The 22,811-nt window shown below is 62.5% G+C and carries 20 protein-coding genes; 10 read left to right on the top strand and 10 right to left on the bottom strand.

Features of this window, described 5'->3' with window-relative positions:
• A partial coding sequence (locus HY852_RS08830) for an MltA domain-containing protein (RefSeq protein ID WP_291604065.1) occupies positions 1–1,583 on the bottom strand: 1,583 nt, incomplete at its 3' end.
• Complete coding sequence (locus HY852_RS08835; RefSeq protein ID WP_291604067.1) at positions 1,561–2,265, bottom strand: Tim44/TimA family putative adaptor protein; 705 nt, start codon at positions 2,263–2,265, stop codon at positions 1,561–1,563. The genes HY852_RS08830 and HY852_RS08835, both read right to left, overlap by 23 nt.
• Before the next feature lie 373 nt (positions 2,266–2,638).
• Between HY852_RS08835 and secB the strand changes: the two genes are divergently transcribed.
• The gene (gene secB / locus HY852_RS08840) at positions 2,639–3,133 is read left to right on the top strand and encodes a protein-export chaperone SecB (RefSeq protein ID WP_291604068.1); all 495 of its coding nucleotides are present in this window, start codon (positions 2,639–2,641) and stop codon (positions 3,131–3,133) included.
• 63 nt (positions 3,134–3,196) lie between these two features.
• Here the strand turns inward: secB and dnaQ are convergent, their stop codons facing one another.
• Genes dnaQ through HY852_RS08860 form a run of 4 tightly spaced genes read right to left on the bottom strand, consistent with a single transcriptional unit; the run spans position 3,197 to position 6,019 of the window.
• Positions 3,197–3,907 (bottom strand): DNA polymerase III subunit epsilon, encoded by a 711-nt coding sequence (dnaQ, locus tag HY852_RS08845; protein ID WP_291604069.1) that lies wholly within the window; start codon positions 3,905–3,907, stop codon positions 3,197–3,199.
• 25 nt (positions 3,908–3,932) lie between these two features.
• Positions 3,933–4,532 (bottom strand): dephospho-CoA kinase, encoded by a 600-nt coding sequence (gene coaE, locus HY852_RS08850; RefSeq protein WP_291604070.1) that lies wholly within the window; start codon positions 4,530–4,532, stop codon positions 3,933–3,935.
• A gap of 24 nt (positions 4,533–4,556) precedes the next feature.
• Positions 4,557–5,165 (bottom strand): Maf family nucleotide pyrophosphatase, encoded by a 609-nt coding sequence (locus HY852_RS08855; RefSeq protein ID WP_291604071.1) that lies wholly within the window; start codon positions 5,163–5,165, stop codon positions 4,557–4,559.
• 11 nt (positions 5,166–5,176) lie between these two features.
• Positions 5,177–6,019, bottom strand: a complete 843-nt coding sequence (locus HY852_RS08860) for a pyruvate, water dikinase regulatory protein (RefSeq protein ID WP_291604072.1) — start codon at positions 6,017–6,019, stop codon at positions 5,177–5,179.
• A gap of 443 nt (positions 6,020–6,462) precedes the next feature.
• Here HY852_RS08860 and hemJ point away from each other — a divergent pair, with 443 nt between their 5' ends.
• From hemJ to HY852_RS08895, 7 genes are all read left to right on the top strand, one after another.
• Complete coding sequence (gene hemJ, locus HY852_RS08865; protein ID WP_291604073.1) at positions 6,463–6,885, top strand: protoporphyrinogen oxidase HemJ; 423 nt, start codon at positions 6,463–6,465, stop codon at positions 6,883–6,885.
• A gap of 243 nt (positions 6,886–7,128) precedes the next feature.
• Entirely contained in the window at positions 7,129–8,394 is a 1,266-nt protein-coding gene (rho, locus tag HY852_RS08870) for a transcription termination factor Rho (RefSeq protein ID WP_291604074.1), read from the top strand.
• A gap of 328 nt (positions 8,395–8,722) precedes the next feature.
• Positions 8,723–10,078, top strand: a complete 1,356-nt coding sequence (mnmE, locus tag HY852_RS08875) for a tRNA uridine-5-carboxymethylaminomethyl(34) synthesis GTPase MnmE (protein WP_291604090.1) — start codon at positions 8,723–8,725, stop codon at positions 10,076–10,078.
• Between the two features lie 182 nt (positions 10,079–10,260).
• Positions 10,261–12,144, top strand: a complete 1,884-nt coding sequence (gene mnmG, locus HY852_RS08880; protein WP_291604075.1) for a tRNA uridine-5-carboxymethylaminomethyl(34) synthesis enzyme MnmG — start codon at positions 10,261–10,263, stop codon at positions 12,142–12,144.
• An 83-nt stretch (positions 12,145–12,227) separates the two neighbouring features.
• Positions 12,228–12,926, top strand: coding sequence for a 16S rRNA (guanine(527)-N(7))-methyltransferase RsmG (rsmG, locus tag HY852_RS08885; RefSeq protein WP_291604076.1), 699 nt, complete (start codon positions 12,228–12,230; stop codon positions 12,924–12,926).
• Positions 12,927–12,955: 29 nt separating this feature from the next.
• Positions 12,956–13,807 (top strand): ParA family protein, encoded by an 852-nt coding sequence (locus HY852_RS08890; RefSeq protein ID WP_291604078.1) that lies wholly within the window; start codon positions 12,956–12,958, stop codon positions 13,805–13,807.
• A gap of 149 nt (positions 13,808–13,956) precedes the next feature.
• A complete protein-coding gene (locus tag HY852_RS08895) occupies positions 13,957–14,835 on the top strand; it encodes a ParB/RepB/Spo0J family partition protein (RefSeq protein WP_291604080.1) in 879 nt (292 codons plus the stop codon).
• 49 nt (positions 14,836–14,884) lie between these two features.
• Here the strand turns inward: HY852_RS08895 and holA are convergent, their stop codons facing one another.
• The 3 genes from holA to leuS are packed head-to-tail and all read right to left on the bottom strand — an operon-like array spanning position 14,885 to position 19,081.
• Positions 14,885–15,913 carry a DNA polymerase III subunit delta gene (gene holA, locus HY852_RS08900; RefSeq protein WP_291604082.1) on the bottom strand — a complete coding sequence of 343 codons (1,029 nt, stop codon included), beginning with the start codon at positions 15,911–15,913 and terminating at the stop codon, positions 14,885–14,887.
• A 5-nt stretch (positions 15,914–15,918) separates the two neighbouring features.
• Positions 15,919–16,470 (bottom strand): LPS assembly lipoprotein LptE, encoded by a 552-nt coding sequence (lptE, locus tag HY852_RS08905; RefSeq protein WP_291604084.1) that lies wholly within the window; start codon positions 16,468–16,470, stop codon positions 15,919–15,921.
• On the bottom strand, positions 16,457–19,081 hold the full coding sequence (leuS, locus tag HY852_RS08910) for a leucine--tRNA ligase (RefSeq protein ID WP_291604086.1): 2,625 nt from the start codon (positions 19,079–19,081) through the stop codon (positions 16,457–16,459). Before leuS ends, lptE begins: the two co-directional genes overlap by 14 nt.
• Before the next feature lie 296 nt (positions 19,082–19,377).
• Between leuS and HY852_RS08915 the strand changes: the two genes are divergently transcribed.
• A complete protein-coding gene (locus HY852_RS08915) occupies positions 19,378–20,361 on the top strand; it encodes a GGDEF domain-containing protein (protein ID WP_291604092.1) in 984 nt (327 codons plus the stop codon).
• On the opposite strand, the gene HY852_RS08920 is transcribed toward HY852_RS08915, so the two are convergent.
• Positions 20,358–22,052, bottom strand: coding sequence for a diguanylate cyclase (locus HY852_RS08920; RefSeq protein ID WP_291604088.1), 1,695 nt, complete (start codon positions 22,050–22,052; stop codon positions 20,358–20,360). The genes HY852_RS08915 and HY852_RS08920 overlap by 4 nt on opposite strands.
• A 110-nt stretch (positions 22,053–22,162) precedes the next feature.
• On the opposite strand from HY852_RS08920, the gene HY852_RS08925 reads away from it, so the two are divergent.
• On the top strand, positions 22,163–22,811 hold a 649-nt coding region (locus tag HY852_RS08925; protein WP_291604089.1), incomplete at its 3' end, for a YggS family pyridoxal phosphate-dependent enzyme.

Here is a 22,811-nt window from a genome sequence, read left to right on the forward strand (position 1 = left end):
CATTGGCGGTCGCGGCGCTGATGGACCTGCCGCCGCAACTCGCGGCCTGGTTTGATGTTCGGCCGCGGTTCCGGCAGCGGCACCGGCTTGGCCAGGGCAACCGTCGCGTCCGCCGGCGTGGCGGAAGCGGGCGCCGATACATCGACCGATTTCGTGCCGGTGACCTGGGTCTTCTGCTGATTTTGATCCTTGCTTTGATCTTTGGCCGGCGCGGTCTGGGGAAACAGTTTTGCGATCTTTTCGGATGGCCGGGGATCGGGCAGAGGCATCTTCTGGCCGCGTGCCACGGGATCCAGGCTCTTCGGCACCAGCATCACAAAATGCATGTTGTGACGCAACCGCCCCGAGACCCGGCCGGCATCGGCGCCAGCCCCGAAGTAGAGATCGGCGCGCGCCGGACCCACGATCGCCGAGCCGGTATCCTGCGCGATCATCAATCGGCGGAACGGCGTCTTGGCTCGTTCGGATTCGATCGGCAGCTCGCCTTCGATGAAGAACGGCGTGCCATAGACGTGCAGCGACTTGTCCACTGCGATCGACCGCCCCGGCGTCAGCGGCACGCCCTGTGCGCCGACCGCTTCATCCTTGTCGGAAAGCTTGACCTCGCGGAAGAAGATGTAGGAACGGTTCTGCCGCCGCACTTCCTTGGCGCCGTCAGGGTTCTGCTCCATCCATTCCCTGATCTTCTGCATCGACATCTCCTCTTTAGGGATGATGCCACGGTCGATCAGAACGCGACCAACCGCCGTATACGGGTAACCGTTATGGGCATCGTAGTTGATGCGAACGGTGAAACCGTCCTCGAGCCGAATGCGCGCCGAACCCTGGATCTGCGCGAACAACAGCTCGGTCTGGTTCTTCAGCCAGCAAATCTCCAATCCGCGGCCTGCGATCACGCCATCTTCGATTTCGCCGCGCTCGTAATATGGCACGAGCTTGCGCCGCCCAATCTTGCGGAACACCTGGCCCTTGTTCGGCAGGCTGGGAGAGGCCTGGGTGTAACCACGGACGAAGAGGTTAGAGGGGCGGCGATAGACCGGCACGGTGTAGAGGTCCGTTTGCGTCCTCGATCCCTCGAGGATCGGCTCGTAATACCCCGTGACGAAGCCGTCCGCTTCGCCGAGGCGCGAGATGCGCACGGGCAGGAAGTGCTCCTCAAAGAACGCCTTTGCCTTTGCATCGTCGGAAAGGTCGTGCGACCTCGCGATCTGGCAGGGATCGCGCAGCGAGGTCCCCAATGCCTTTGGTTCGGCGGGCGGCTGGCGCTGCGCGGCGATGGAACGGCAGCTTGCACGAAACGCCTTGTAGGCAGCGAGATGGTCGTCTTCCCTCCAGCCGACCATGTCGGACCAGGCGAGCGGAAGGTATTGCGCGCCGGGGATTTCCAGGGGAAAGGCAAGCCGGGGGTAGGGCAGGTGGCGAGCAGGGACGGCTGTCGCCACCTCGGGACTACGATGGACGCGGTGATGGCGGCGCGAGGCTTCCGCGCCAAGCGAAAACACCGATAGCGCCACGGCGCCGACGCACGCCGCCGTAGCGAATCGTTTCAAGCCGCTTGCACTATTGCGCGCTTCCGGTGCCAACCAGCTTCCAATTCGGATCGCGAGAGGTGATATCTCGGGCGAAGGTCCAGACGTCGGTGATATCGGCGACCTTGTCGGGACTGCCGTCGACGATATTGCCGGCCTTGTCGCGGGTCACCGAAATCATCTGCGAAACGAAGCGGACGGTCAGTTGCGCGGTACGGTCGCGCAGCTCCGCGCTCACCAGCTCGGCCTTGTCGATCGAAACGAACCGCGTCTCGGTCTTCTGCTCGGCCTTCTCGCGCTCCTTGATCGCGGCATCGAAGCTCTCGAAGACTTCCGACGAGAGCAGGTCGCGCAGGGCCCGGCGATCACCATTGGCGAAGGCAAGCACGATCATCTCGTAGGCGCCGCGGGAACCGCTGACGAAATGACGCGGATCAAAGGACGAATCCTTTTCCACAATGGCGTCGAGTCCCTGCGCCAGAGCCGAATCCGGCTCCGCGACACCCTTCCAGCGGTCGGTCGGCGGCATCGCCTCAGCTGTTGGAGGGGGCGGCGGCTGATCGATCACCTTGCCCGGTATTGAAACGATGTTCTTGTCCTGGGCGCCCTGCAACGCGTTGCGCGCGGCGCGATCGAACGGTGGCCGCTCATTGCCGGTGCGCTGCCCGAGCACGTTCCGTAGGCGCAGGAAGATGAAGACCGCCAGCGCTAGGAAGATAATGGTATAGATATCCACGTCGTGTTCGCTTTCTGGTCTTTGCCGGAACTGTTCCGGCGGTGGGCCGCCCCACAAAGGGAACGGCGAGGCTGCATCACCGTTTCAAGTCCGCAGGATGTAGGCACGAAATCTTGCCCAGCCAATGGCGCGTTTTAGCGCATCGGAATTCTAGCGCGTTTTGAGGTTAAGGGGAAACCCGATCCTGCCTGGAAATCGCGCATATTCAATCGTTTAAGGTTATTGGGGAGCCGGTCTGGCAGCCCGATCGACCCTTGCCCAGGCGTTGTCCGGTCAGCAGAGCGGCCAGTGACCGTTCGTCCTTGTGGAACGTGGCGCGGCTATGTTAGCCACTCGCCGCAACAAATGGCCCATTCGGGTTAGGAGAGAAGTCATGACCAACGGCAACGGGACCCCGCCCGAAGCGGCTCCCCCGCCCCAGTTGAACGTGCTGGCGCAGTACACCAAGGATCTGTCGTTCGAAAATCCGAACGCACCGGCCTCGCTGCAGCCCCAGGCGCAGCCGCCGCAGATCAACATCCAGATCAACGTCGGCGCCAACGGCCTCTCCGAAAGTGAGTACGAGGTTACCCTTTCGGTTGAGGGCAAGGCCGAGAACGCGGGCAAGCTGATGTTCAGCTTCGAGCTGGCCTATGCTGGCGTGTTCCGTATCGTGAACGTGCCGAAGGAAAACCTGCATCCGCTGATCATGATCGAGTGCCCGCGGCTGCTGTTCCCGTTCGCCCGCGAGATCATCGCAACCGCTGTCCGCGACGGCGGCTTCCCGCCTCTGATGCTGGACCCGGTCGATTTCGTCGGTCTGTACCGGCAAAACATGGAACGGCAGATGGCCGCGCAGCAGGCAGCGGCACCGGCCAAGCCGAGCTGAGACCGGCGCTGATCCGCTGAAGATTTCTCCTGCAGAGCGCGCGTGCTTCGCGCGCTGACGGCGTCATGCCTGAGAAGCGGGTGAGGTGAGAAACTCGTTCCAGATCGCCTTGTCGCCCAAGGAGGCGATAAAGGCACGATGCGCGTCGCGCTCGGTGTCGGTCACCCGCGGTGCGAGGGGCGCCGGTCGCTGTCGCCGCATCAGCTCGCCCGACACGCCGACCCGGATCTCCTCGCTTTCGGCGGCGAGGATAAGCTGCGACTGACGCGCCCCGATCAGGTCGACGTAGACCTCGGCAAGCAGTTCGGCGTCGAGCAGCGCGCCGTGCTTGGTGCGACGGGAATTGTCGATCGAATAGCGTGAGCAGAGATCGTCGAGGCGATTCGAAACGCCGGGATGCTTGCGTCGCGCCAGCAGCAGCGTGTCGACCAGTCGCTCGCGCGAGATAGCCGGGCGCTTGATGCGCTCGAGCTCGGCATTGATGAAGCTGACGTCGAACGACGCGTTGTGGATGACGAGCGGCGCGTCGCCGATGAACTCCAGAAACTCCTCCACCACTTCGGCAAACAGCGGCTTGGCGGCGAGAAACTCGGTCGACAGGCCGTGAACCGCAAAGGCCTCCGCCGGCATGTCTCGCTCGGGATTGATGTAGCGGTGGAAGCTCTGTCCGGTCGGCATGCGATTTAATATCTCGATGCAGCCGATCTCGACGAGGCGATCGCCTCGCAGTGGATCGAGGCCGGTGGTTTCGGTATCGAGAACGATTTCGCGCATGATGGTCGCCGGAAAAGCGGGCGAATCAGCTCCGCCGCTGCGGCATCTTAACGACCTCGCGCAGAATGTCGCGGATTTGCGCCCGCACCGGATCGAGGCCGTGCGAGGTATCCACCACGAAATCGGCACGCTTGCGCTTTTCGGCATCCGCCATCTGCCGCACCAGGATCGCATCCAGCTTTTCTTCGGTCATGTTCTCGCGAGCCAAAACACGCTGGCGCTGGTTTTCCGGAGAGGTGGACACCAGCACGACGGCATCGACCCGTTTTTCTCCGCCGGTCTCGAACAGGAGCGGGACGTCCACCACTGCGACCGGCGCGCCGGCGCGCTCGGCATCTTCGAGGAACTTCTGATGATAGGCGCGCAGCATCGGATGGACTATGCCCTCAAGCCGCCTCATGGCCTCCGGATCGTGGACGACCTTCGCCGACAGGCGGGCGCGATCGACCTTGCCGTTGGCAGTCGTGCCGGGAAAGGCCTCCTCGATCGCCGGTACGGCCTCGCCCTCGTAAATCTTGTGAACGGTGGCGTCCGCGTCATAAACGGGGACACCCGCCTCCTCAAACAGCTTCGCGGTGGTTGATTTTCCCATTCCAATCGAGCCGGTCAGTCCCAGAATCAGCATTGAGGCGCCACCATCAAAAAGTGCTTACAGCGCAAGTAGGCGCTCGCGCCTCAGAAATGCAAGCAACGACAATAATGGCAGGCCGAGAATGGTGAAATGATCGCCATCGATTCGCTCGAACAGATGCACGCCCATGTGCTCGAGCTGGTAGGCGCCGACGCTGGTCGTAATCCTTTCGCCCACTTGTTCAAGGTAGGTGGCGATGTCCGCCCCACGCAGTGGCCGCATGGTCATGCGCGCAATCGAAACGTCATCGAACAGGATATTGCCGTTGCGGGCAATCGCCACAGCGGAATGGAGTTCGTGGGTGTGACCGGCAAGCAGAGCCAACTGCGCAGCAGCCTGGACAGGGTCGGCGGGCTTGCTGAACAGGCGGTCCCCCAGTGCAAGCGTCTGGTCGGCGCCGATCACATAACGATCGGCATGTTCTACCGATACGGTCCTCGCCTTCTCGCGGGCCAGGAGCAGAGCGATGTCGCGCGGGCTGGGAAGCCGCGAATTCTCCTGCAAGGCGCGCTCGTCGATATCGGCCGGCATCGCTTCGAATTCGAGGCCGCAACTGGCAAGCAGCATTTGCCGCGCACGACTTTGCGAAGCCAGGATCAAGGGAGCGTCGCCGAGCCAGAAAGTCATCGCTGGTCCATCTATTCCGGAATCCGGTTACGCTGGCGATCGGTATAGAGTTTCATGACCGCCGCCGCAGTTTCCTCGATGGACCGTCTGGTCACATCGAGCAGCGCCCAATTGTACTTCACACTGAGCTTGCGGGCGAAGGCAACCTCGTCCGCCACGGCCTGCTTATCGATATAGGTGTCGTTACCACCGGGACCCGCGCCCATGCTGAGTAGCCGATTCTGGCGGACCTGGATCAATCGCTCGGGCGTTGCATGCAGGCTCACCACCAATGGCTTCTTCAGCGTCTCAAGTTGATGGGGGATCGGAATACCCGGAACGAGCGGCACATTCGCGGTGCGGATACCGCGGTTGGCAAGATAGATCGAGGTGGGAGTCTTCGAGGTGCGCGAAACGCCGACGAGCACCACGTCCGCTTCTTCCAGGCCTTCGACGTGCTGGCCGTCATCGTGCATCATGGTGTAGTTCAGCGCGTCGATGCGCTTGAAATAGTCTGCGTTGAGGACGTGCTGGGCGCCGACCCGACCGGCCGTTGCCGCGCCGAGATAGGCTTCGAACAGCTGCATGACCGGACCGATTATCGACAGGCTTGGAACGTTGATCTCCTTGCACTTGCCTTCGAGACGGTCGACGAGATCCTTCTCGAGCAGAGTGAACAGCACGATGCCCGGGGCTTCCTCGATTTCGTCGAGGACGCGATCGAGCTGCTTCTGGCTTCGCACCAGCGGATAGACATGTTCGACCGGCGTCACGTTCGCATATTGCGCAGCGACCGCGCGCGCGACGGTGATCAGGGTTTCGCCCGTCGAGTCCGAGACGAGGTGGAGATGGAAGTAGTTGGTCGAAGTCGGCACGAAAACCCTTTGTATTACGGGTGGGCTATCTGTGGATCCCTGTGGAGCTTAACCCGACGGAAAGAGATCTGCGACAGCACGCCCGGGATAACGGCCAGATTTCTTCACAGTGCTGGGGAACAGGACAACGTGGCCTGCCTCCCGAAACGCAAACGGGATAGTGGGGACCTCCCTCTTCATAAGCTGCTGACAATTCGGCGCAAGTCTTTGAACCGCAGTACGTTCCCGCGTCCGGTCGGATTGGCTCAGGGAATGTTGACCGATGTGAACAACGCAGGCGCAATGGCCGGACAGCCTTGCGTGAGTCAAATCCACGCTCACTCAGACTCAAACCTTAAGAATCTAAGATTTATTAGTTTAGAAGAGGCCAGCCAGCGGATATGTCTCGGCAAGCGACTTCAATTTTCGGCGCTGCCGGAGCGCAAGGACGGTGAGGCATCGGCATGTATTTGTGGATCAAGGCTTTGCATGTCATTGCCATTATCTCGTGGATGGCCGGAATGCTCTACCTGCCGCGGCTGTTCATTTATCATTGCGAAGCGGAGATCGGCTCGAAGCAGTCCGAGACGTTCAAGGTGATGGAGCGCCGACTGTTGAAGGTAATCATCAATCCGGCGATGATTCTCGCGTGGCTTCTCGGGCTCTATCTTGCGTGGTCGGGGCATTGGTTGGCTTCGGGTTGGTTGCACGTCAAATTGGCGCTGGTGATCGCTCTGTCCGCCGTCCACGGTTTCTACGCACGGTGGGTGAAGGATTTCGCCGCCGACCGGAATAAGTATAGTCAAAAATTCTATAGGATAATCAATGAGATACCAACGATCTTGATGATCGCTATTGTGATCATGGTGATCGTAAAACCATTTTAAAGCCGTCTGGAGTTGACAGCTCAGTGCTTCGGCTTGCGGAGTATCAGCCGATTTTCTATATTCTCCTGATCCCCACCCAATGCAGGCGGATGTGGCTGTCTCCCGGTCTCTTGTGAGCCGGCCGGCGCATCAGGTTTCCAAGCCTCAAAGGCGCTTTCCTCGGTAGACCTGCGGACCTGTTGCTTGCGTCCGCACCAAGCCACATCGCACCGCTTCCCAGAGTTACCCCACAGGATCACCCCAATGCGGGAAATCAAACTTCAAGACCTCAAGTCCAAGACCGCGGCCGAGCTCGTTTCGTTTGCGGAAGAGAACGGGGTGGAGAACGCCAGCACCATGCGCAAGCAGGAGTTGATGTTTGCCATTCTCAAGCAGCTTGCAATCCAGGAAACCGACATCATTGGGGAGGGCGTCGTCGAGGTGCTCTCTGACGGCTTCGGGTTCCTGCGCTCGCCGGACGCGAATTATCTGCCGGGACCGGATGACATCTATGTCTCGCCGTCGCAGATCCGCCGCTTCGGGCTTCGCACCGGCGACACTATCGAGGGCCACATCCGCAGCCCGAAAGAAGGCGAGCGCTATTTCGCGCTGCTCAAGGTCAACACGCTGAATTTCGAGGATCCGGAAAAGTCCAAGCACAAGGTCAATTTCGACAACCTGACCCCGTTGTTTCCCAATCAGCGGTTCCGGATGGAGATCGACGATCCGACCCGGAAAGATCTGTCGGCGCGAGTCATCGACATCGTTGCTCCTATCGGCAAAGGCCAGCGCGCTCTGATCGTCGCGCCGCCGCGTACCGGCAAGACCGTGCTGATGCAGAACATCGCGCATTCGATCACGCACAATCATCCGGACTGCTATCTGATCGTCCTGCTGATCGACGAGCGGCCGGAAGAAGTCACCGACATGCAGCGCTCGGTGAAAGGCGAGGTGGTGTCCTCGACGTTCGACGAGCCGGCGGCGCGTCACGTCCAGGTGGCGGAAATGGTGATCGAGAAGGCCAAGCGCCTAGTGGAGCACGGACGGGACGTGGTGATCCTGCTCGACTCGATCACACGGCTTGGCCGCGCCTACAACACGGTGGTGCCGTCGTCGGGCAAGGTGCTGACCGGCGGTGTCGACGCCAACGCCTTGCAGCGGCCCAAGCGTTTCTTCGGCGCGGCGCGCAACATCGAAGAGGGCGGCTCGCTCACGATTATCGCAACGGCGCTGGTCGATACCGGCAGCCGCATGGACGAAGTTATTTTCGAAGAATTCAAGGGCACCGGGAACTCGGAACTGATTCTGGACCGGAAGGTCTCCGACAAGCGGACCTTCCCGGCCATCGACATCGCCCGTTCCGGCACCCGCAAGGAAGAGTTGATCACGGATGCGCAGGTGCTGAAGAAGATGTACGTGCTGCGGCGTATCCTGAACCCGATGGGCACGATGGACGGGATCGACTTCCTGCTCGACAAACTACGGAATACCAAGAGCAACGCGGAATTTTTCGAATCCATGAACACCTAAGTGGAATTGGACGCTTGGACTACAGGGCGCCTGCGGGCGCCCTTTTCTTTTTGCTGCGCTCTTGCTGCAGCGGAACTGCAAAAAACGTGGGAAGGTCAAGCCGCTGGACCTGAGGACATTAAGTTATTGAAATAGGTAGGAAATATGCTGAGTCGCAAATAGCTGGCTACGGCCGAGGCGATCTAGCAGCAAAATTGCTGCAGCTTCATGCTGCGATGCAACATGCAGCATTCCCTTTCCTAGGTGGCCTGTTCCAGCGGCGCCCGATCACCGCGAAAGCGGTGAGCTAAACACGTTGCGTTCTCTTGCCGTGGCGGACAAATAAGTGATGCATCCGCGTGACCAGACCATCTTTGCTCTTTCGTCGGGCCGACCGCCGAGCGCGGTCGCAGTTGTAAGGGTGTCGGGTCAACAGGCTGGTCCGGCAATAGCTGCCTTGGCCGGAGAACTTCCGACCCCGCGGAGGGCACGTCGGGTCTTGTTGCGTGAGGGCGAAGGCCAGCCGATCGATGATGCGATCGTGCTGTGGTTTCCGGGACCGGCGAGTGCGACCGGCGAGGACGTCGCCGAATTTCACGTTCACGGCGGACGTGCTGTCCTGTCCGCCGTATTCGCGGCATTGGCGTCGATCGAAAACGTCCGCGCTGCCGAACCTGGCGAGTTCACCCGGCGCGCGTTCGAGAACGGCAAGCTCGATCTGACGGAAGCCGAAGGTCTGGACGATCTCATCCACGCCGACACCGACCGTCAGCGGCGACAGGCGCTTCGACAGCTCCGGGGATTGCTGGGAGACAGGGCTCGGGATTGGCGGGCGCGAATCATCGAGGCAGCCGCCCTGATCGAGGCAGGGATCGATTTTTCCGACGAGGGCGATGTGCCTACGGAGTTGATGGCACCGGCGCTCGTGACCATCAAAGCGTTGCGCGACGAGATTGCGGAGGTGCTGGCCGGGCAGGGCAGAGGCGAACGCTTGCGCGAAGGGCTGGTCGTCGCGATCGCCGGTCCACCCAACGTCGGCAAATCGACCTTGATGAACCAGCTCGCGCGACGCGAGGTCGCGATCGTGTCGCCACACGCAGGGACGACGCGCGACGTGATCGAGGTGCAGCTCGATCTGGACGGCTATCCAGTCACTGTGATCGACACCGCGGGCATTCGCGACACAGCTGATCCGGTCGAGCAGGAGGGAGTTCGGAGGGCACGGGCCCGAGCGGCCGAAGCCGATCTGGTGCTGTGGCTAACGGATGGCAAGGTGGAACGAGGAAGTCGATCGGACGGCGAGTCGGAGGTCTGGATCATCCGAAACAAGATCGATCTTGAAGCGGGTCCGGAGAGATCGGGAGGATGCGAACAAGCGTCAGCCGGGCCGCAGGTTGGCGGAAATTATTTTGCGATTTCGGCGAGCCGCGGAGACGGCGTCGCGGAGCTCGTTGCGGCGCTGGTGGCGTTTGCATCGAATTACTTGGGCGGCAGCGAGGGGGCCGTCGTCACGCGGGTGCGGCAGCGGGAATTGCTGCAGGAGGCGCTGAATTCATTGGAGCGCAGTCTGCGGCTTGAGCAGGGTGAGGAGCTGGTGGCCGAGGAATTGCGTGCCGCGTCGGTCGCCCTGGGCCGGCTGCTTGGCCGGATAGATGTTGAGGACGTTCTGGGGACGATCTTTCAGACCTTCTGCATCGGCAAATGACGAGACACCCTGCCCTGCTCGGTCCATCGTTTCTTGTTTCACGTGAAACATCCGGATCTCGGCCGCTGGCCTAGCTCCGAGGACACTTCCATCGCGCTCGCCCCGGACTGGACTTGTTTCACGTGAAACAGAACTCCGTATTCGCTCTTCCGGCTCCCGCAGCTTCGCGGTAGAAGGCGTTCATGCTCGCAGCGCAGGATTTCTTCGACGTCATCGTTATCGGCGGCGGCCATGCCGGCTGTGAAGCCGCGGCTGCCGCCGCGCGAATGGGTGCGGCGACCGCGCTGGTGACGCACCGGTTCGCGACCATCGGCGCCATGTCCTGTAATCCGGCGATTGGCGGATTGGGCAAAGGTCATCTGGTTCGCGAGGTCGACGCCCTGGACGGCCTCATGGGTCGGGTGGCGGATTTGGGCGGCATCCAGTTTCGCATGCTCAACCGACGTAAGGGCCCTGCAGTCCGTGGCCCGCGTGCTCAGGCGGATCGCAAGCTCTATGCGGCCGCGATGCAGGCCGCGATCAGCGAGACCGTCGGGCTCGGTGTGATCGAGGGCGAAGCGGACGAGCTGACGATCGCCGACGGGAGAGTGACCGGGGTACGACTGGCAGACGGTCGGCTCCTGCGGGCAGGAGCGGTCGTTGTCACCACCGGCACGTTCCTTCGCGGATTGATCCATCTGGGTGAAAAGACCTGGCCGGCGGGGCGGGTCGGGGAAGCGCCCGCCATCGGCCTTTCGACCTCGTTCGAGCGCGCCGGCTTTGCGCTGGGCCGCCTGAAGACCGGCACGCCTCCGCGATTGGACGGCACCACCATAGACTGGTCGGCAGTCGAGATGCAGCCCGGAGACGATCCGCCGGAGCCGTTCTCGGTCATGACCGGTCGGATCACGACGGCACAGATCCAGTGCGGGATCACTCGCACGACTGCGGCGACGCATGAGGTCATTCGGGCGAATGTGCACCGCTCGCCGATGTATTCGGGGCAGATCAAGAGCACGGGGCCGCGCTATTGTCCCTCGATCGAGGACAAGATCGTCCGCTTTGGCGATCGGGACGGCCATCAGATCTTCCTGGAGCCTGAGGGGCTCGACGACACCACCGTCTATCCCAACGGCATCTCGACTTCGCTGCCGGAAGAGGTTCAACTCGCGATCCTGGCCTCAATCCCGGGGCTGGAGCGGGTCCGGATGGTGCGGCCCGGCTACGCCATCGAATATGATCACGTGGATCCGCGCGAACTGGATCCGACCCTGCAGACCAAGCGAGTCCGCGGCCTTTTCCTGGCCGGGCAGATCAACGGCACGACGGGATATGAAGAGGCGGCGGGGCAGGGGATCGTTGCCGGTCTGAATGCCGCCCTGGCAGCGGGCGGAGCGGCACTCACCGTTTTCGACCGCGCCGACGGCTATCTCGGTGTGATGATCGATGACCTGGTGACGCGGGGGATCGCCGAGCCGTATCGGATGTTCACCTCGAGAGCCGAATATCGGCTAACGCTGCGGGCTGACAATGCGGATCAGCGCCTGACCGACAAGGGGATCGCGCTCGGATGTGTCGGCAGCGCCCGGGCGCAGCGGCACGGCGCCAAAATGAACGCGCTGCGCGCAGCCAGGAGCTTGGCAAAATCGCTGGCGCTCACGCCGAATGAAGCGGCAAGGCACGGCCTGGCGTTGAACAAGGATGGCCAGCGCCGGTCGGCCTTTGAACTGCTGGCCTATCCGGAAATCGGCTGGTCTGAAGTCCGCGCCATTTGGCCGGAGCTGTCGGCCATTGACCCTGCGATCGCGGGCCATCTGGAGATCGACGCCAAGTACGACGTCTATCTGGAGCGCCAGAACGCCGACGTCGACGCCTTCCGCCGCGACGAAGCGCTGGTACTGAGCGAGGTCGATTACCGGCTGGTGCCGGGCCTCTCCAATGAGGTGCGCGCGAAGCTCGAGACCGCGCGTCCGTGGACCGTCGGCCAAGCGGCACGGATCGACGGCATGACGCCAGCGGCGCTGGGCATCCTGGCCGCCTATCTTCGCCGCGAGGCCCGAAAGAAGACCTCGGCAGCGAGCGTGTAGTCAAAGCGGGGCGTTTCACGTGAAACATCTGGGCGTCCGGTGGACGAAGTGACCGACGAGATCGTCGCGGCCGAGGGAGTCCAATGACCAGATCCGGGAAATCGAAATCGCCACAAGCCGCTGCGACCGCATTGCGTGCTCCCTCGTCGGATCTGGCTTCCGACAAAGCCACCGCCCTGGCGCTCGCTGCCGTTTCACGTGAAACAGAACAGCGCCTGGACCGCTACCTCGATCTGCTCCTGGCCTGGCAGGCTAAAACCAATCTCGTCGCACCCTCGACGCTGCCGCACCTCTGGACCCGGCACATCGCCGATTCGCTCCAGCTCCTGGCCCTCGCACCTTCAGCGAAGGTGTGGGCAGACCTCGGTAGCGGTGGTGGTTTTCCCGGCGTAGTGCTGGCCTGCGCCTTGGCCGGCACGCCCGGTGCCAAGATTCATCTGATTGAGCGCAATGCCAAGAAGGCTGCATTCCTCCGTGAGGCCCTGCGAATTACGTGCGCTCCAGGAGTCGTACATCTCGCTGAGATCGGGGATACTGTGGATAGAATCACCGGCCCGGTCGATTGCGTCACCGCTCGCGCGCTCGCTCCGCTACACCAGCTCATCTCCTTCGCGGAACCGCTGGTGCGCCAAGGCGCAAAGGCGCTGTTCTTGAAGGGTCAAGATGTAGAGGCTGAATTGACCGAAGCCGCTAAATGTTGGAAAACTGAGTGTCGCCTTCACGCCAGTCGGACCGGGGATGGCTGGATCGTGGAGCTCGACAGGATCGAACGGCGCGGCTGAAGCCCGAAGTCAGTGTGGGGTGAGCGGACATGACGGTAATGGACGAGGTAAATCAGGAGACCACTGAGACGATTCCGCCGGGCCATCCGCGCATTCTGGCGCTCGCGAATCAGAAGGGCGGCGTCGGTAAGACAACCACCGCGATCAATCTTGGCACGGCACTCGCGGCAATAGGTGAGCGTGTTCTGATCGTCGATCTCGACCCGCAGGGCAACGCGTCGACAGGTCTGGGGATCGACCGCCGCAACCGCAGCTGCTCGACCTATGACGTCCTGGTCGGCGAAGCCTCCTTGCGCGAATCGGTGGTACCGACGGCCGTGCCGCGGCTGCATATCGCGCCCTCGACCATGGATCTGTCCGGGCTCGAGCTCGAGCTCGGCACCACACCGGGCCGCGCCTTCCGGCTGCGCGATGCGATCGCCTCGCTCAACAACAACGTCTCCCCGGATGCCGATTACACCTACGTGCTGATCGACTGCCCGCCGTCGCTGAACCTTCTCACCGTGAATGCGATGGCGGCATCGGACGCGATCCTGGTGCCGCTGCAGTGCGAGTTCTTCGCGCTCGAAGGCCTCTCGCAGCTGCTGCAGACGGTCGAACAGGTGAAGTCGAATCTCAATCCGAACCTGTCGATCCACGGCATCGTGCTGACCATGTTCGACGCGCGCAACAACCTGTCGAACCAGGTCGTCGCCGATGTCAGGCAGTTCATGGGCGAGAAGGTCTACAAGACCATCATTCCCCGCAACGTGCGCATCTCCGAGGCGCCGTCCTACGGCAAGCCGGTGCTGGTCTATGATCTGAAATGCGTCGGCAGCGAAGCGTATTTGAAGCTCGCCACCGAGGTGATCCAGCGCGAGCGCGATCTGCGCGCGAATTGATCAAGAGAGTGTCGTTCCGGACGATCCGCGCAGCGCATTGATCCGGAATCTCGAAACCAGAGGACATGAGCATCGAGAGCCCGGGTTCGCGCCCGGAATGACGGTGGAAAGTAACAGGAGCGTTCGAGTTGAATCCAAGGGAGCTGGCGATGGCCGACGAAGCGCGTTCGCGATTGGGCCGCGGTCTTGCAAGTCTGATCGGCGATGTGGGCGGTGAGGCCGCGCATGTCGAACGGCCGCGTACGCAGCGCAAGGTGCCGATCGAGTTCCTGAAGCCCAACCCGCGCAACCCGCGCCGCAATTTCTCCGATACCGAGCTGCGCGAGCTTTGCGATTCGATCAAGCAGCACGGCGTGATCCAGCCGATCGTGGTGCGGCCGGTACGGGGCACGTCGGACCGCTATGAAATCATCGCCGGCGAGCGGCGCTGGCGCGCTTCGCAGATGGCGGGTCTGCACGAAGTTCCGATCGTTCCTGTCGATGTCAGCGACAGCGACGCGCTCGAGCTTGCGATCATCGAGAACGTTCAGCGCGAGGACCTCAATCCGATGGAAGAGGCGCAGGGCTATCACGCGCTCGCCAACGAGTTCAAACGCAGCCAGGAAGACATTGCCAAGATCGTCGGCAAGAGCCGCAGCCATGTCGCCAACATGATGCGGCTGACCAGATTGCCGGCGGAAGTTCAGGCCTATATCGCGCTCGGCCAGCTATCCGCCGGTCACGCCCGTGCCCTGATCGGCGTGCCGGATCCCCTCGCCGCCGCCAAGCGGATCGTCGAGGAAGGGCTGAACGTGCGCCAGGCCGAAGCACTCGCGCATGAGGAGGGCGTGCCGGAACGCAAGCCGCAGAAGGCCCGTGGCGGCAAGACGAAGGATCCGGACACGATCGCGCTGGAGAAGCGCGTCGGCGACGCGCTCGGGCTCAGCGTTTCGATCAATCACCGCAATCCCGGCGGCACGGTGCAGATCAGCTATCGCAACCTCGAACAGCTCGACGAGGTGGTGCGACGGCTGGAGAAGAGCGGTTAGCTGGCTGTCCGTTCCGGGGGTGCCCGGAGGCATGCCCGCAATCGCGGTTCTATCCCCGCCGTTTCGCGCCGGCTGCGATCGAGAGCAGCGAACGCTGAGCGATCGCGGCGGCCAGGGCCGGTTGCTTGCGCATGTCGAGCGCGGCGGTGGCGAGCTGCTCGATGATGCCGACGAGGCGCGTGGCGCTGAAGTTGCGCAGCGCGATCTCGACGCTGGTCTTGCGCGAAAAGTGCAGGCGCGGAAATCCGCTGTCGAGCACCGTGGCAACCGGCGTTCCCTCGGCGACGGCGAGCGCGGATTTGTGCAGCCAGGCAGCCTGGCGCTGCGCCGCCGAGATGATCACGCCCGGATAGGTGCCGGCGACCATTGCCTTGCCGAACTCGGTCTCGACGATGTCGGGCTTGCCGGCGAAAGCGGCGTCGACGATCGGATCGAGCTTCAGCTCGGATGCATCGGCCACGACGGCCATGACGTCATCGAGCGTCACCTCTGACTTGCCGTGGGCGTAGAGCGTGAGCTTGCGCAGTTCGTTGCGAGAGGCCTGGCGATCGCCGCCGAGCAGGGAGGTCAGTGTCGCGCGGGCGTCGGGCGCAATCCGCAGATTTGCCAGTCTCAGCTCGTCATCCATCAGCCTGGCGAGGTCGCGTTCGGTGTCCGGATAACAGCCGATCGCGACCGCGGTCTTGGCCCGCTCGCAGGCCTTGCGCAGCGGCGACTCCGGGCGCAGCTCGCCTGCTTCGATGACGACGCGGCAGTCCTTCACCGGCATTTCCGCCAGGGTATCGATACCGCTGGCAAAACTGCGGGAGCCGGCGCGAACGCGGATCGCGCGTCGGCCGCCGAACAACGGCACCGTCATGGCTTCGTCGACCAGCCGGGAAGGCTCGGCCGAAAGCTCGTCGCCATCGAGCCTCACCAGGGAGAAAGGATCGTTCGGGTCATCGACCGCCGAGGCAATCAACGCGTCGGCGCGCTCGCGCACCAGGCCCGCGTCGGGGCCATAGAGCAGGATGATGGGACGGCCCGCGTCGGGGCGGGCGAGAAAGGCGTCAATCTCTCTTCCGCGCAGCGCGACCAAGAACGTCAGGTGCCAGCGGTGAAGAACGACGCCAGGCGCGTCTGGATATTCTCGGCAATCTCGTTGGCGGCGCGGTCCTCCGCATCGCGGAAAGCGCGCGAACGCGCGAAGCGCTGGTAGGAGCCCGGCATGTCGTAGGTCACACGCGAGAACGTCGTACCGGTCATGACCGACTTGTTGGTCGCGAGATCAACAAGATTGTATTGGGCGTCGATGCCGTAGTTCTCGCTGCTCGGCAGCCCGGTGTTCGGGTCGACGATCAGCGACGAGCGGGTCGTCGCGAAGCGCAGCACCAGGCGATGCGTCGGCGGCATGCCGGTCGCACTGCCATAAAGCTTGAACGCCAGCGCGTTGCGAATTTCCACGCCGACCCGAGCGTCGCGCGACGCGTTCGGCTTGTCGACCGGCGGGATTTCCACGCCCATCAGCTTCTCGCGCAAACCGGGCGCGCCGTCGGCACGCTCGGCATACATTGGCTGGAAGCAGCCCGCCGTCAGCGCCGCCAGGGCGGCCACCGCCAGAAGGCGGGCAGCAATGCGGGCTCTAGCAGACGACATTCACGATCCTCTTGGGAACGATGATGACCTTGCGGACGGGTTTGCCGTCCAAAACCACTTTTACTGCATCCAGAGACAAAACGGCAGCCTCGATTTCCGGATTCTGAGCTGCGGCTGCCACGGTAACCTCGCCCCGCTTCTTGCCGTTGACCTGAACGACCAAAGTCACGGTGTCTTCGACCAGCAAATCGCGTTCGATTTGCGGCCAGGGGGCCTCGGAAACGAACCCCTTTTGCCCGATCACCTGCCAGCACTCCTCGGCCAGGTGCGGCATCATGGGGGCGAACAGCTGCACCAGGATCTGGCCTGCCTCCCGTACCGCCCAGGCGAGATCCGGCGTCGGCTTGACGCCCCGCTGCAGCAATTCCGACAACGCGTTGGCGAATTCGCGGATATGGGCGAGGCAGACGTTGAAGTGCAGTCTTTCGATACCGCTGGTGACCTTGTCCAGGGCGCCATGGGCGGCCTTGCGCAAGGCAAACGCATCGGGGCCGAAAGTGGCCGGCCGAGCTGCCGGTGCCGCCTTGGCGACGCCGGCCGTTTCGCTCACCAGCCGCCACAGCCGCTGCACGAAGCGGGAGGCACCCTGCACCCGCTCGTCGCTCCAGATCACGTCCCGGTCGGGCGGGGAGTCCGACAACATGAACCAGCGCGCCACGTCCGCTCCGTAGGTTGCGATGATGTCGTCGGGATCGACCGTGTTCTTCTTCGACTTCGACATCTTTTCGATCGGGCCGATCGAAATTTCTTCGTCGCCCGGCAGCAGGACGGCGCGGCGCTCGCTGCCCGAGGTCTCGATCTTCACTTCGGCGGGGGTGACGTAAGTGCCGTCGGCCTTCTGATAGGTCTCGTGCACCACCATGCCCTGGGTGAACATGCCGGCAAACGGCTCGTCCATGGTGATGTGGCCCGTTGCCTTCATCGCGCGGACGAAGAAGCGGCTGTACAGAAGGTGCAGGATCGCGTGCTCGACACCGCCGATATACTGGTCGACCGGCATCATCCGGTTGACCACCGCCGGTGTCGTCGGCGACTTCTCGTTCCAGGGATCGGTGAAGCGCGCGAAATACCACGACGAGTCCACGAACGTGTCCATGGTGTCGGTCTCGCGCTGGGCCTTGCCGCCGCATTTCGGACAGGTGACGTGCTTCCATGTGGGATGATGGTCGAGCGCGTTGCCCGGCTTGTCGAAAGTGGCGTCCTCTGGCAACAATACCGGCAGATCGGCATCCGGCACCGGGACCACGTCGCATTTCGGGCAGTGGATGATCGGGATCGGGCAGCCCCAGTAGCGTTGGCGCGAAATGCCCCAGTCGCGCAGGCGGAAATTGACCTGCCGTTCGGCGACCGGTGCGCCATCGCGCATCTGGCTCTCCAGCCGTTTGGCGATCTCTTCCTTCGCCTGGTCGATGGTCATGCCATCGAGGAAGCGCGAATTGATCATGCGGCCATCGCCGTCATAGGCGGTGTCGGTGATCACAAACGTCTTCGGGTCCTGGCCTTGGGGGCAAACGACCGGCGTGTTGCCGAGGCCGTATTTGTTGACGAAATCGAGGTCGCGCTGGTCGTGCGCCGGACAGCCGAAGATCGCACCGGTGCCGTATTCCATCAGCACGAAATTGGCGACATAGATCGGCAGCTTCCAGTTCGGATCGAACGGGTGGACTGCCTTGATCCCGGTGTCAAAGCCCTGCTTCTCGGCGGTATCGATGATCTCCTGCGCGGTACCGATCCGTTTGATCTCTGCGATGAACTCGGCAAGCTTCGGATTCTTCGCCGCCGCCGCCTGCGCCAGCGGGTGATCGCCCGAAATCGCCATGAACTTGGCGCCGAACAGCGTGTCGGGGCGTGTCGTGAAGATCTTCAGCCCGGTCTCGCCGGAGGGCGCCGTCGCGGGGTCGAGCGCGAAGCGAATCAGGAGCCCTTCTGATCGGCCGATCCAGTTTCGCTGCATCAGCCGTACCTTGTCGGGCCAGCGGTCGAGCGTATCCAGCGCATCGAGCAACTGCTGCGCGAACTTTGTGATCTTGAACACCCACTGGCTCATCTCGCGCTGCTCGACGACCGCGCCCGAGCGCCAGCCACGACCGTCGATCACCTGCTCGTTCGCGAGCACGGTCATGTCGACCGGGTCCCAGTTCACTTTCCGCTTCTCGCGTTCCGCAAGCCCGGCGCGCAGAAAGTCCAGGAACATCTTCTGCTGGTGCTTGTAGTAGGTAGGGTCGCAGGTGGCGAACTCCCTCGACCAGTCGAGCGACAGGCCGATGGAGCGCAACTGCTTCTTCATCGCGGCGATGTTGTCGTAGGTCCAGGCCTTGGGCGCGATCTTGCGCTCGATCGCCGCGTTCTCCGCCGGCAGGCCGAACGCGTCCCAGCCCATCGGATGCAGAACATTGAAGCCCTTGGCGCGCATGAACCGCGCCAGCACGTCACCGAGCGTATAATTCCGGACATGCCCGATATGGATGCGCCCGGACGGGTAGGGGAACATCTCAAGGACATAATATTTCGGCCGCGGGTCGTCATTCCGTGAAACGAAAATCCGCTTTTCGTCCCACTGGCGTTGCCAGCGCGGTTCGGCGTCGCGGGCGTTATAGCGTTCGGAGGTCATGGAATCGCGGCGTTTTTCGTGGCTTCGGCCATCCTGAAGACGGCGGACTAGGCCATAGAAGCCCTTAAGGGGTCAATGGGGCCGCCACGGCTTCTTTTCCCGCTTTTGGCTAGTGCCAGTTAGTCCGAGAAGGGGTCCGGACAAATACGGAGTGGGCGATTGAGGGGGGATTAACAGGTCAGTGGCAGGTTATCGCGCGACCTTCGCGACCTGGATCGGCTTTGTCTATGGATACGACCCTCGACCGATTGGACCACGACTACGCCGCCTCGATCGCGGAAAGGGCCATGCGAACCATGGCGGAGCAGCGCATTCCCGCCACGCCAAACAATTTCAATGTCTGGTTCCACTATTTCCTTGGCGCGCCGGACGATCTCAAACACGCCATCGATATCCTGATCGACAATCGCCGTGCCTTCGATTCCAGGGTCAATCAGGATCTGTTCGCGACCTACATCGAGCCTTCCGATATTACGATTGCCGCCACAGCCTCGGGTCAGCTTCAGGCGGTTTTGATGGCAGCGAAGCAGTATCTGGCCAACGCGATTGAGGACAACCAGTCGCACATGCAGGCCATCAGCGACGTGGCCGATCAAACGAACGCAGGGCTCGATCCGAAAGGACTCGTCTCGCAACTGATCGCTGAACTCAACAAAGCCGCCGCTCGCGCAAGCAAGCTGGAAGAGCGGTTCGACGAAAAGAACCGCGAGCTGGATACGATTCGCGACTCACTGTCGAAATCCGAGCAACGCGCCAAGACCGACACGCTCACGGGGCTGCCGAACCGGCGCGCGCTCGATGAGTTCTTCCGCGTCGTCCAGATCGATGCGATGGAAAAAGGCGAGCCGCTCAGCGTGCTGATGCTCGACGTCGACCATTTCAAGAAGTTCAATGACAACTTCGGCCACGGCGTCGGCGATCAGGTGCTTAAGCTGATTGGGCAGGTGCTGCACGACAAAGTTCGCGAAGGCGATCTGCCGGCCCGTTACGGCGGGGAGGAACTGCTTGCCGTGCTTCCGGGCGCGAATCTTGGGGCCGCCACCGCAGTCGCCGAGCGGGTCCGCCGTTCGATCGCCGAATGTCACATCACGCGCCGTTCCACCGGCGAACTTCTCCCGACCATCACCGTTTCGATCGGCGTGGCGCAGTTCCAGCCGGGAGAGTCGATGAACGAACTGATTGAGCGGTGCGACCGCGCTCTCTACCGCGCCAAGCAGAGCGGCCGGAATCGGGTGGTCACCGAGGCCGAATTAGAAACCGCGCTTGCAGCGGCGAGTTAACTCGCAATCGCCATTTCGCCGGTTCCGCCGGCGGCCTGCATCGTGCCGTGCTCGGCCACGTTGTTGCGGCCGCGGTTCTTGGCGGCATAGAGCGCAGCGTCGGCGGCTTCGATCAGATCGACAGGACGCAGCCGGTCATTGGGCCGGGCCGAGGCGACTCCAATGCTCACCGTGACGATCAGGTGATTCGAGGTGCTGTGCGGAAGTGCCAGTCCCAGCACGGCTGCCCGCACGTCTTCGCCGATCTCCACAGCGCGAACGATATCGGTTTTCGGCAGCAGCAGGCAGAACTCTTCGCCGCCATAACGCGCGGCGAAGCCCATGTTCTTGGCGGCAATGCCGGACAGAGTCTCGCCCAGCCTTGTCAGGCAGGCATCGCCCTCCGGATGGCCGTAGGTATCGTTGTAAAGCTTGAAATGATCGACGTCGATCATCAACAGCGACAGCGAGCAGCCGTGCTGCAGCGCTTTCATCCACTCGAAGTCGAAGCGGCTCTGGAAACCGCGGCGGTTGGCGAGCCCGGACAGCGGGTCGACCGAAGCCATCACCCGGAGTTTTTCGTTGGTCGCGACGAGCTCGCGGTCTCGCTCCTGAAGCTGTGCCGCCATCACGTTCAAGGCGCTGGCGAGCGGCACGAATTCGGCTGGCAGGCCGCCCTGGGTTGCGCGCGCCGACCAGTCGCCCTGGCCGAAACGCTTCGTCATCGTGGCCAGCTTCCTGATCGGCTGAATCACGAGCTTTTCTGCAGCGAACAAGGCTCCGAGCAACACGAGCCCGCAGACCAGGCCGAGCAGGAGATAGGCTGTGCGAATGTCTCGGTTTGCCGCCGCCGAGACCTTGTTTTCATCGATGCTGACGATCAGGCGTGCGCCGGTGCCGGCTATCCGGGCGAAGGTGACCGCGAGCTTCGAGCCCTCGATCGCCGTGAAAGAGAGCGAGCCTTCATCCTTGTCCGAATGCAGGGCCAAGTTGGAAATCGCCGACAACAGCGGCAGGTTCTCGAGCGGTCGCCCGATCTTGCCGACCTGGTCGGCCGGCGCCGCAAGCACCGTCCCGGAACCATCGATCAGCACCGACGAAATCCCGGGGCGACCGCCCAGGCTGTTCATTATCTTGGACATCCAGTCGAGGCTCACGGTGGCAAGAACAACCGCATCGGAGTCCTTGTTGAGGGCCGAAACCGGATAGGCGGCCATGATGGTCGGTGTCTGGGACGGCCTGGCGAGCAGGAAGTCGCTGAGCACGAAACGCCCGCTCTGTTGCGCCTCCTGGAAGTACTTCCGATCGCTCAAGTTGAGGCCGACATACATGCTGTTGGTCGAGCACTGGATCCGGCCGTCCCCGCCGGCAATAAGCAGGGTGCGAATCCAGGGCAGAGCAGTGGGTAGGCTCGCGTGCAGCACGTCACAGCTGGCGCGGACGCCGTTGGTGGCGCGGATATAGGCCTCTGATTTCAGGAGGGTCTCGACCGAGGACATTACTTCGCGCTGCGAGTCAGCGCTCAACCTCGCCAGAGTAGAAAATTCAGCCGTGGTCTGGGCGATCTGCTTGGCGCGGGCATCCTCAAGCGAACGGACGCGCTCGAGCATCAGCGGGGCCACCAGGATTATCGCGAGCAGGGCCAGCCTCGCCCGGATCCCAAGAAGCTGCTTGAGTTTCGCTCTGTTGCCGTTGAAACTGAACTTCGTCATCTTCTTTCCCACCCCGCAGGCCAGGATAGAGGAAGGGCTTCAAGAAGCCTTTCTCGAACTCGGTAAAATTCGAACTAACTCCGCAGATTCACTATCGACCGAGCGCGAAGATGCCAGAAAATGTTCCGCCGATAACCTCGCATTCACCAAGCGGCCTTGCGGCCGTCGAGCAGCAGATCGCGCGCGCCTGCAAGGAAGCAGGGCGCGAGCGCTCGTCGGTGACGCTGATTGCGGTTTCCAAGACTTTCGGGGCCGACGCGATCGTACCGGTCATCGCGGCCGGCCAACGCGTCTTCGGCGAAAATCGGGTGCAGGAGGCCAAGGCCAAGTGGCCATCATTGATCGTTTCCCACCCGGGCATCGAGCTGCATCTGATCGGGCCGCTGCAGTCCAACAAGGCCAAGGAAGCGGTCGCGCTGTTCGATGCCATCCACTCGGTCGATCGCCCGAGTATTTGCCAGGCGTTAGCCAAGGAAATCGAATCCCAACAAAAGCGACCGCAACTGTTCGTCCAGATCAATACCGGCGAGGAGCCCCAGAAAGCCGGCGTGGCGCCGGGTGAAGCGGATGCCTTCATCGCCAATTGCCGCGAGAAATACCGACTCGAGATCTCAGGCCTCATGTGCATACCGCCACTCAACGAGCCGCCGGCGCCACATTTTGCGCTCACTTCGAAGATTGCCGCGCGCAACGGACTCAGGAACCTGTCGATGGGCATGAGCGCCGATTTTGCAACGGCCATTCACCTCGGTGCGACTC

Source organism: Bradyrhizobium sp. (assembly GCF_016213215.1).
Lineage (GTDB): Bacteria > Pseudomonadota > Alphaproteobacteria > Rhizobiales > Xanthobacteraceae > Bradyrhizobium.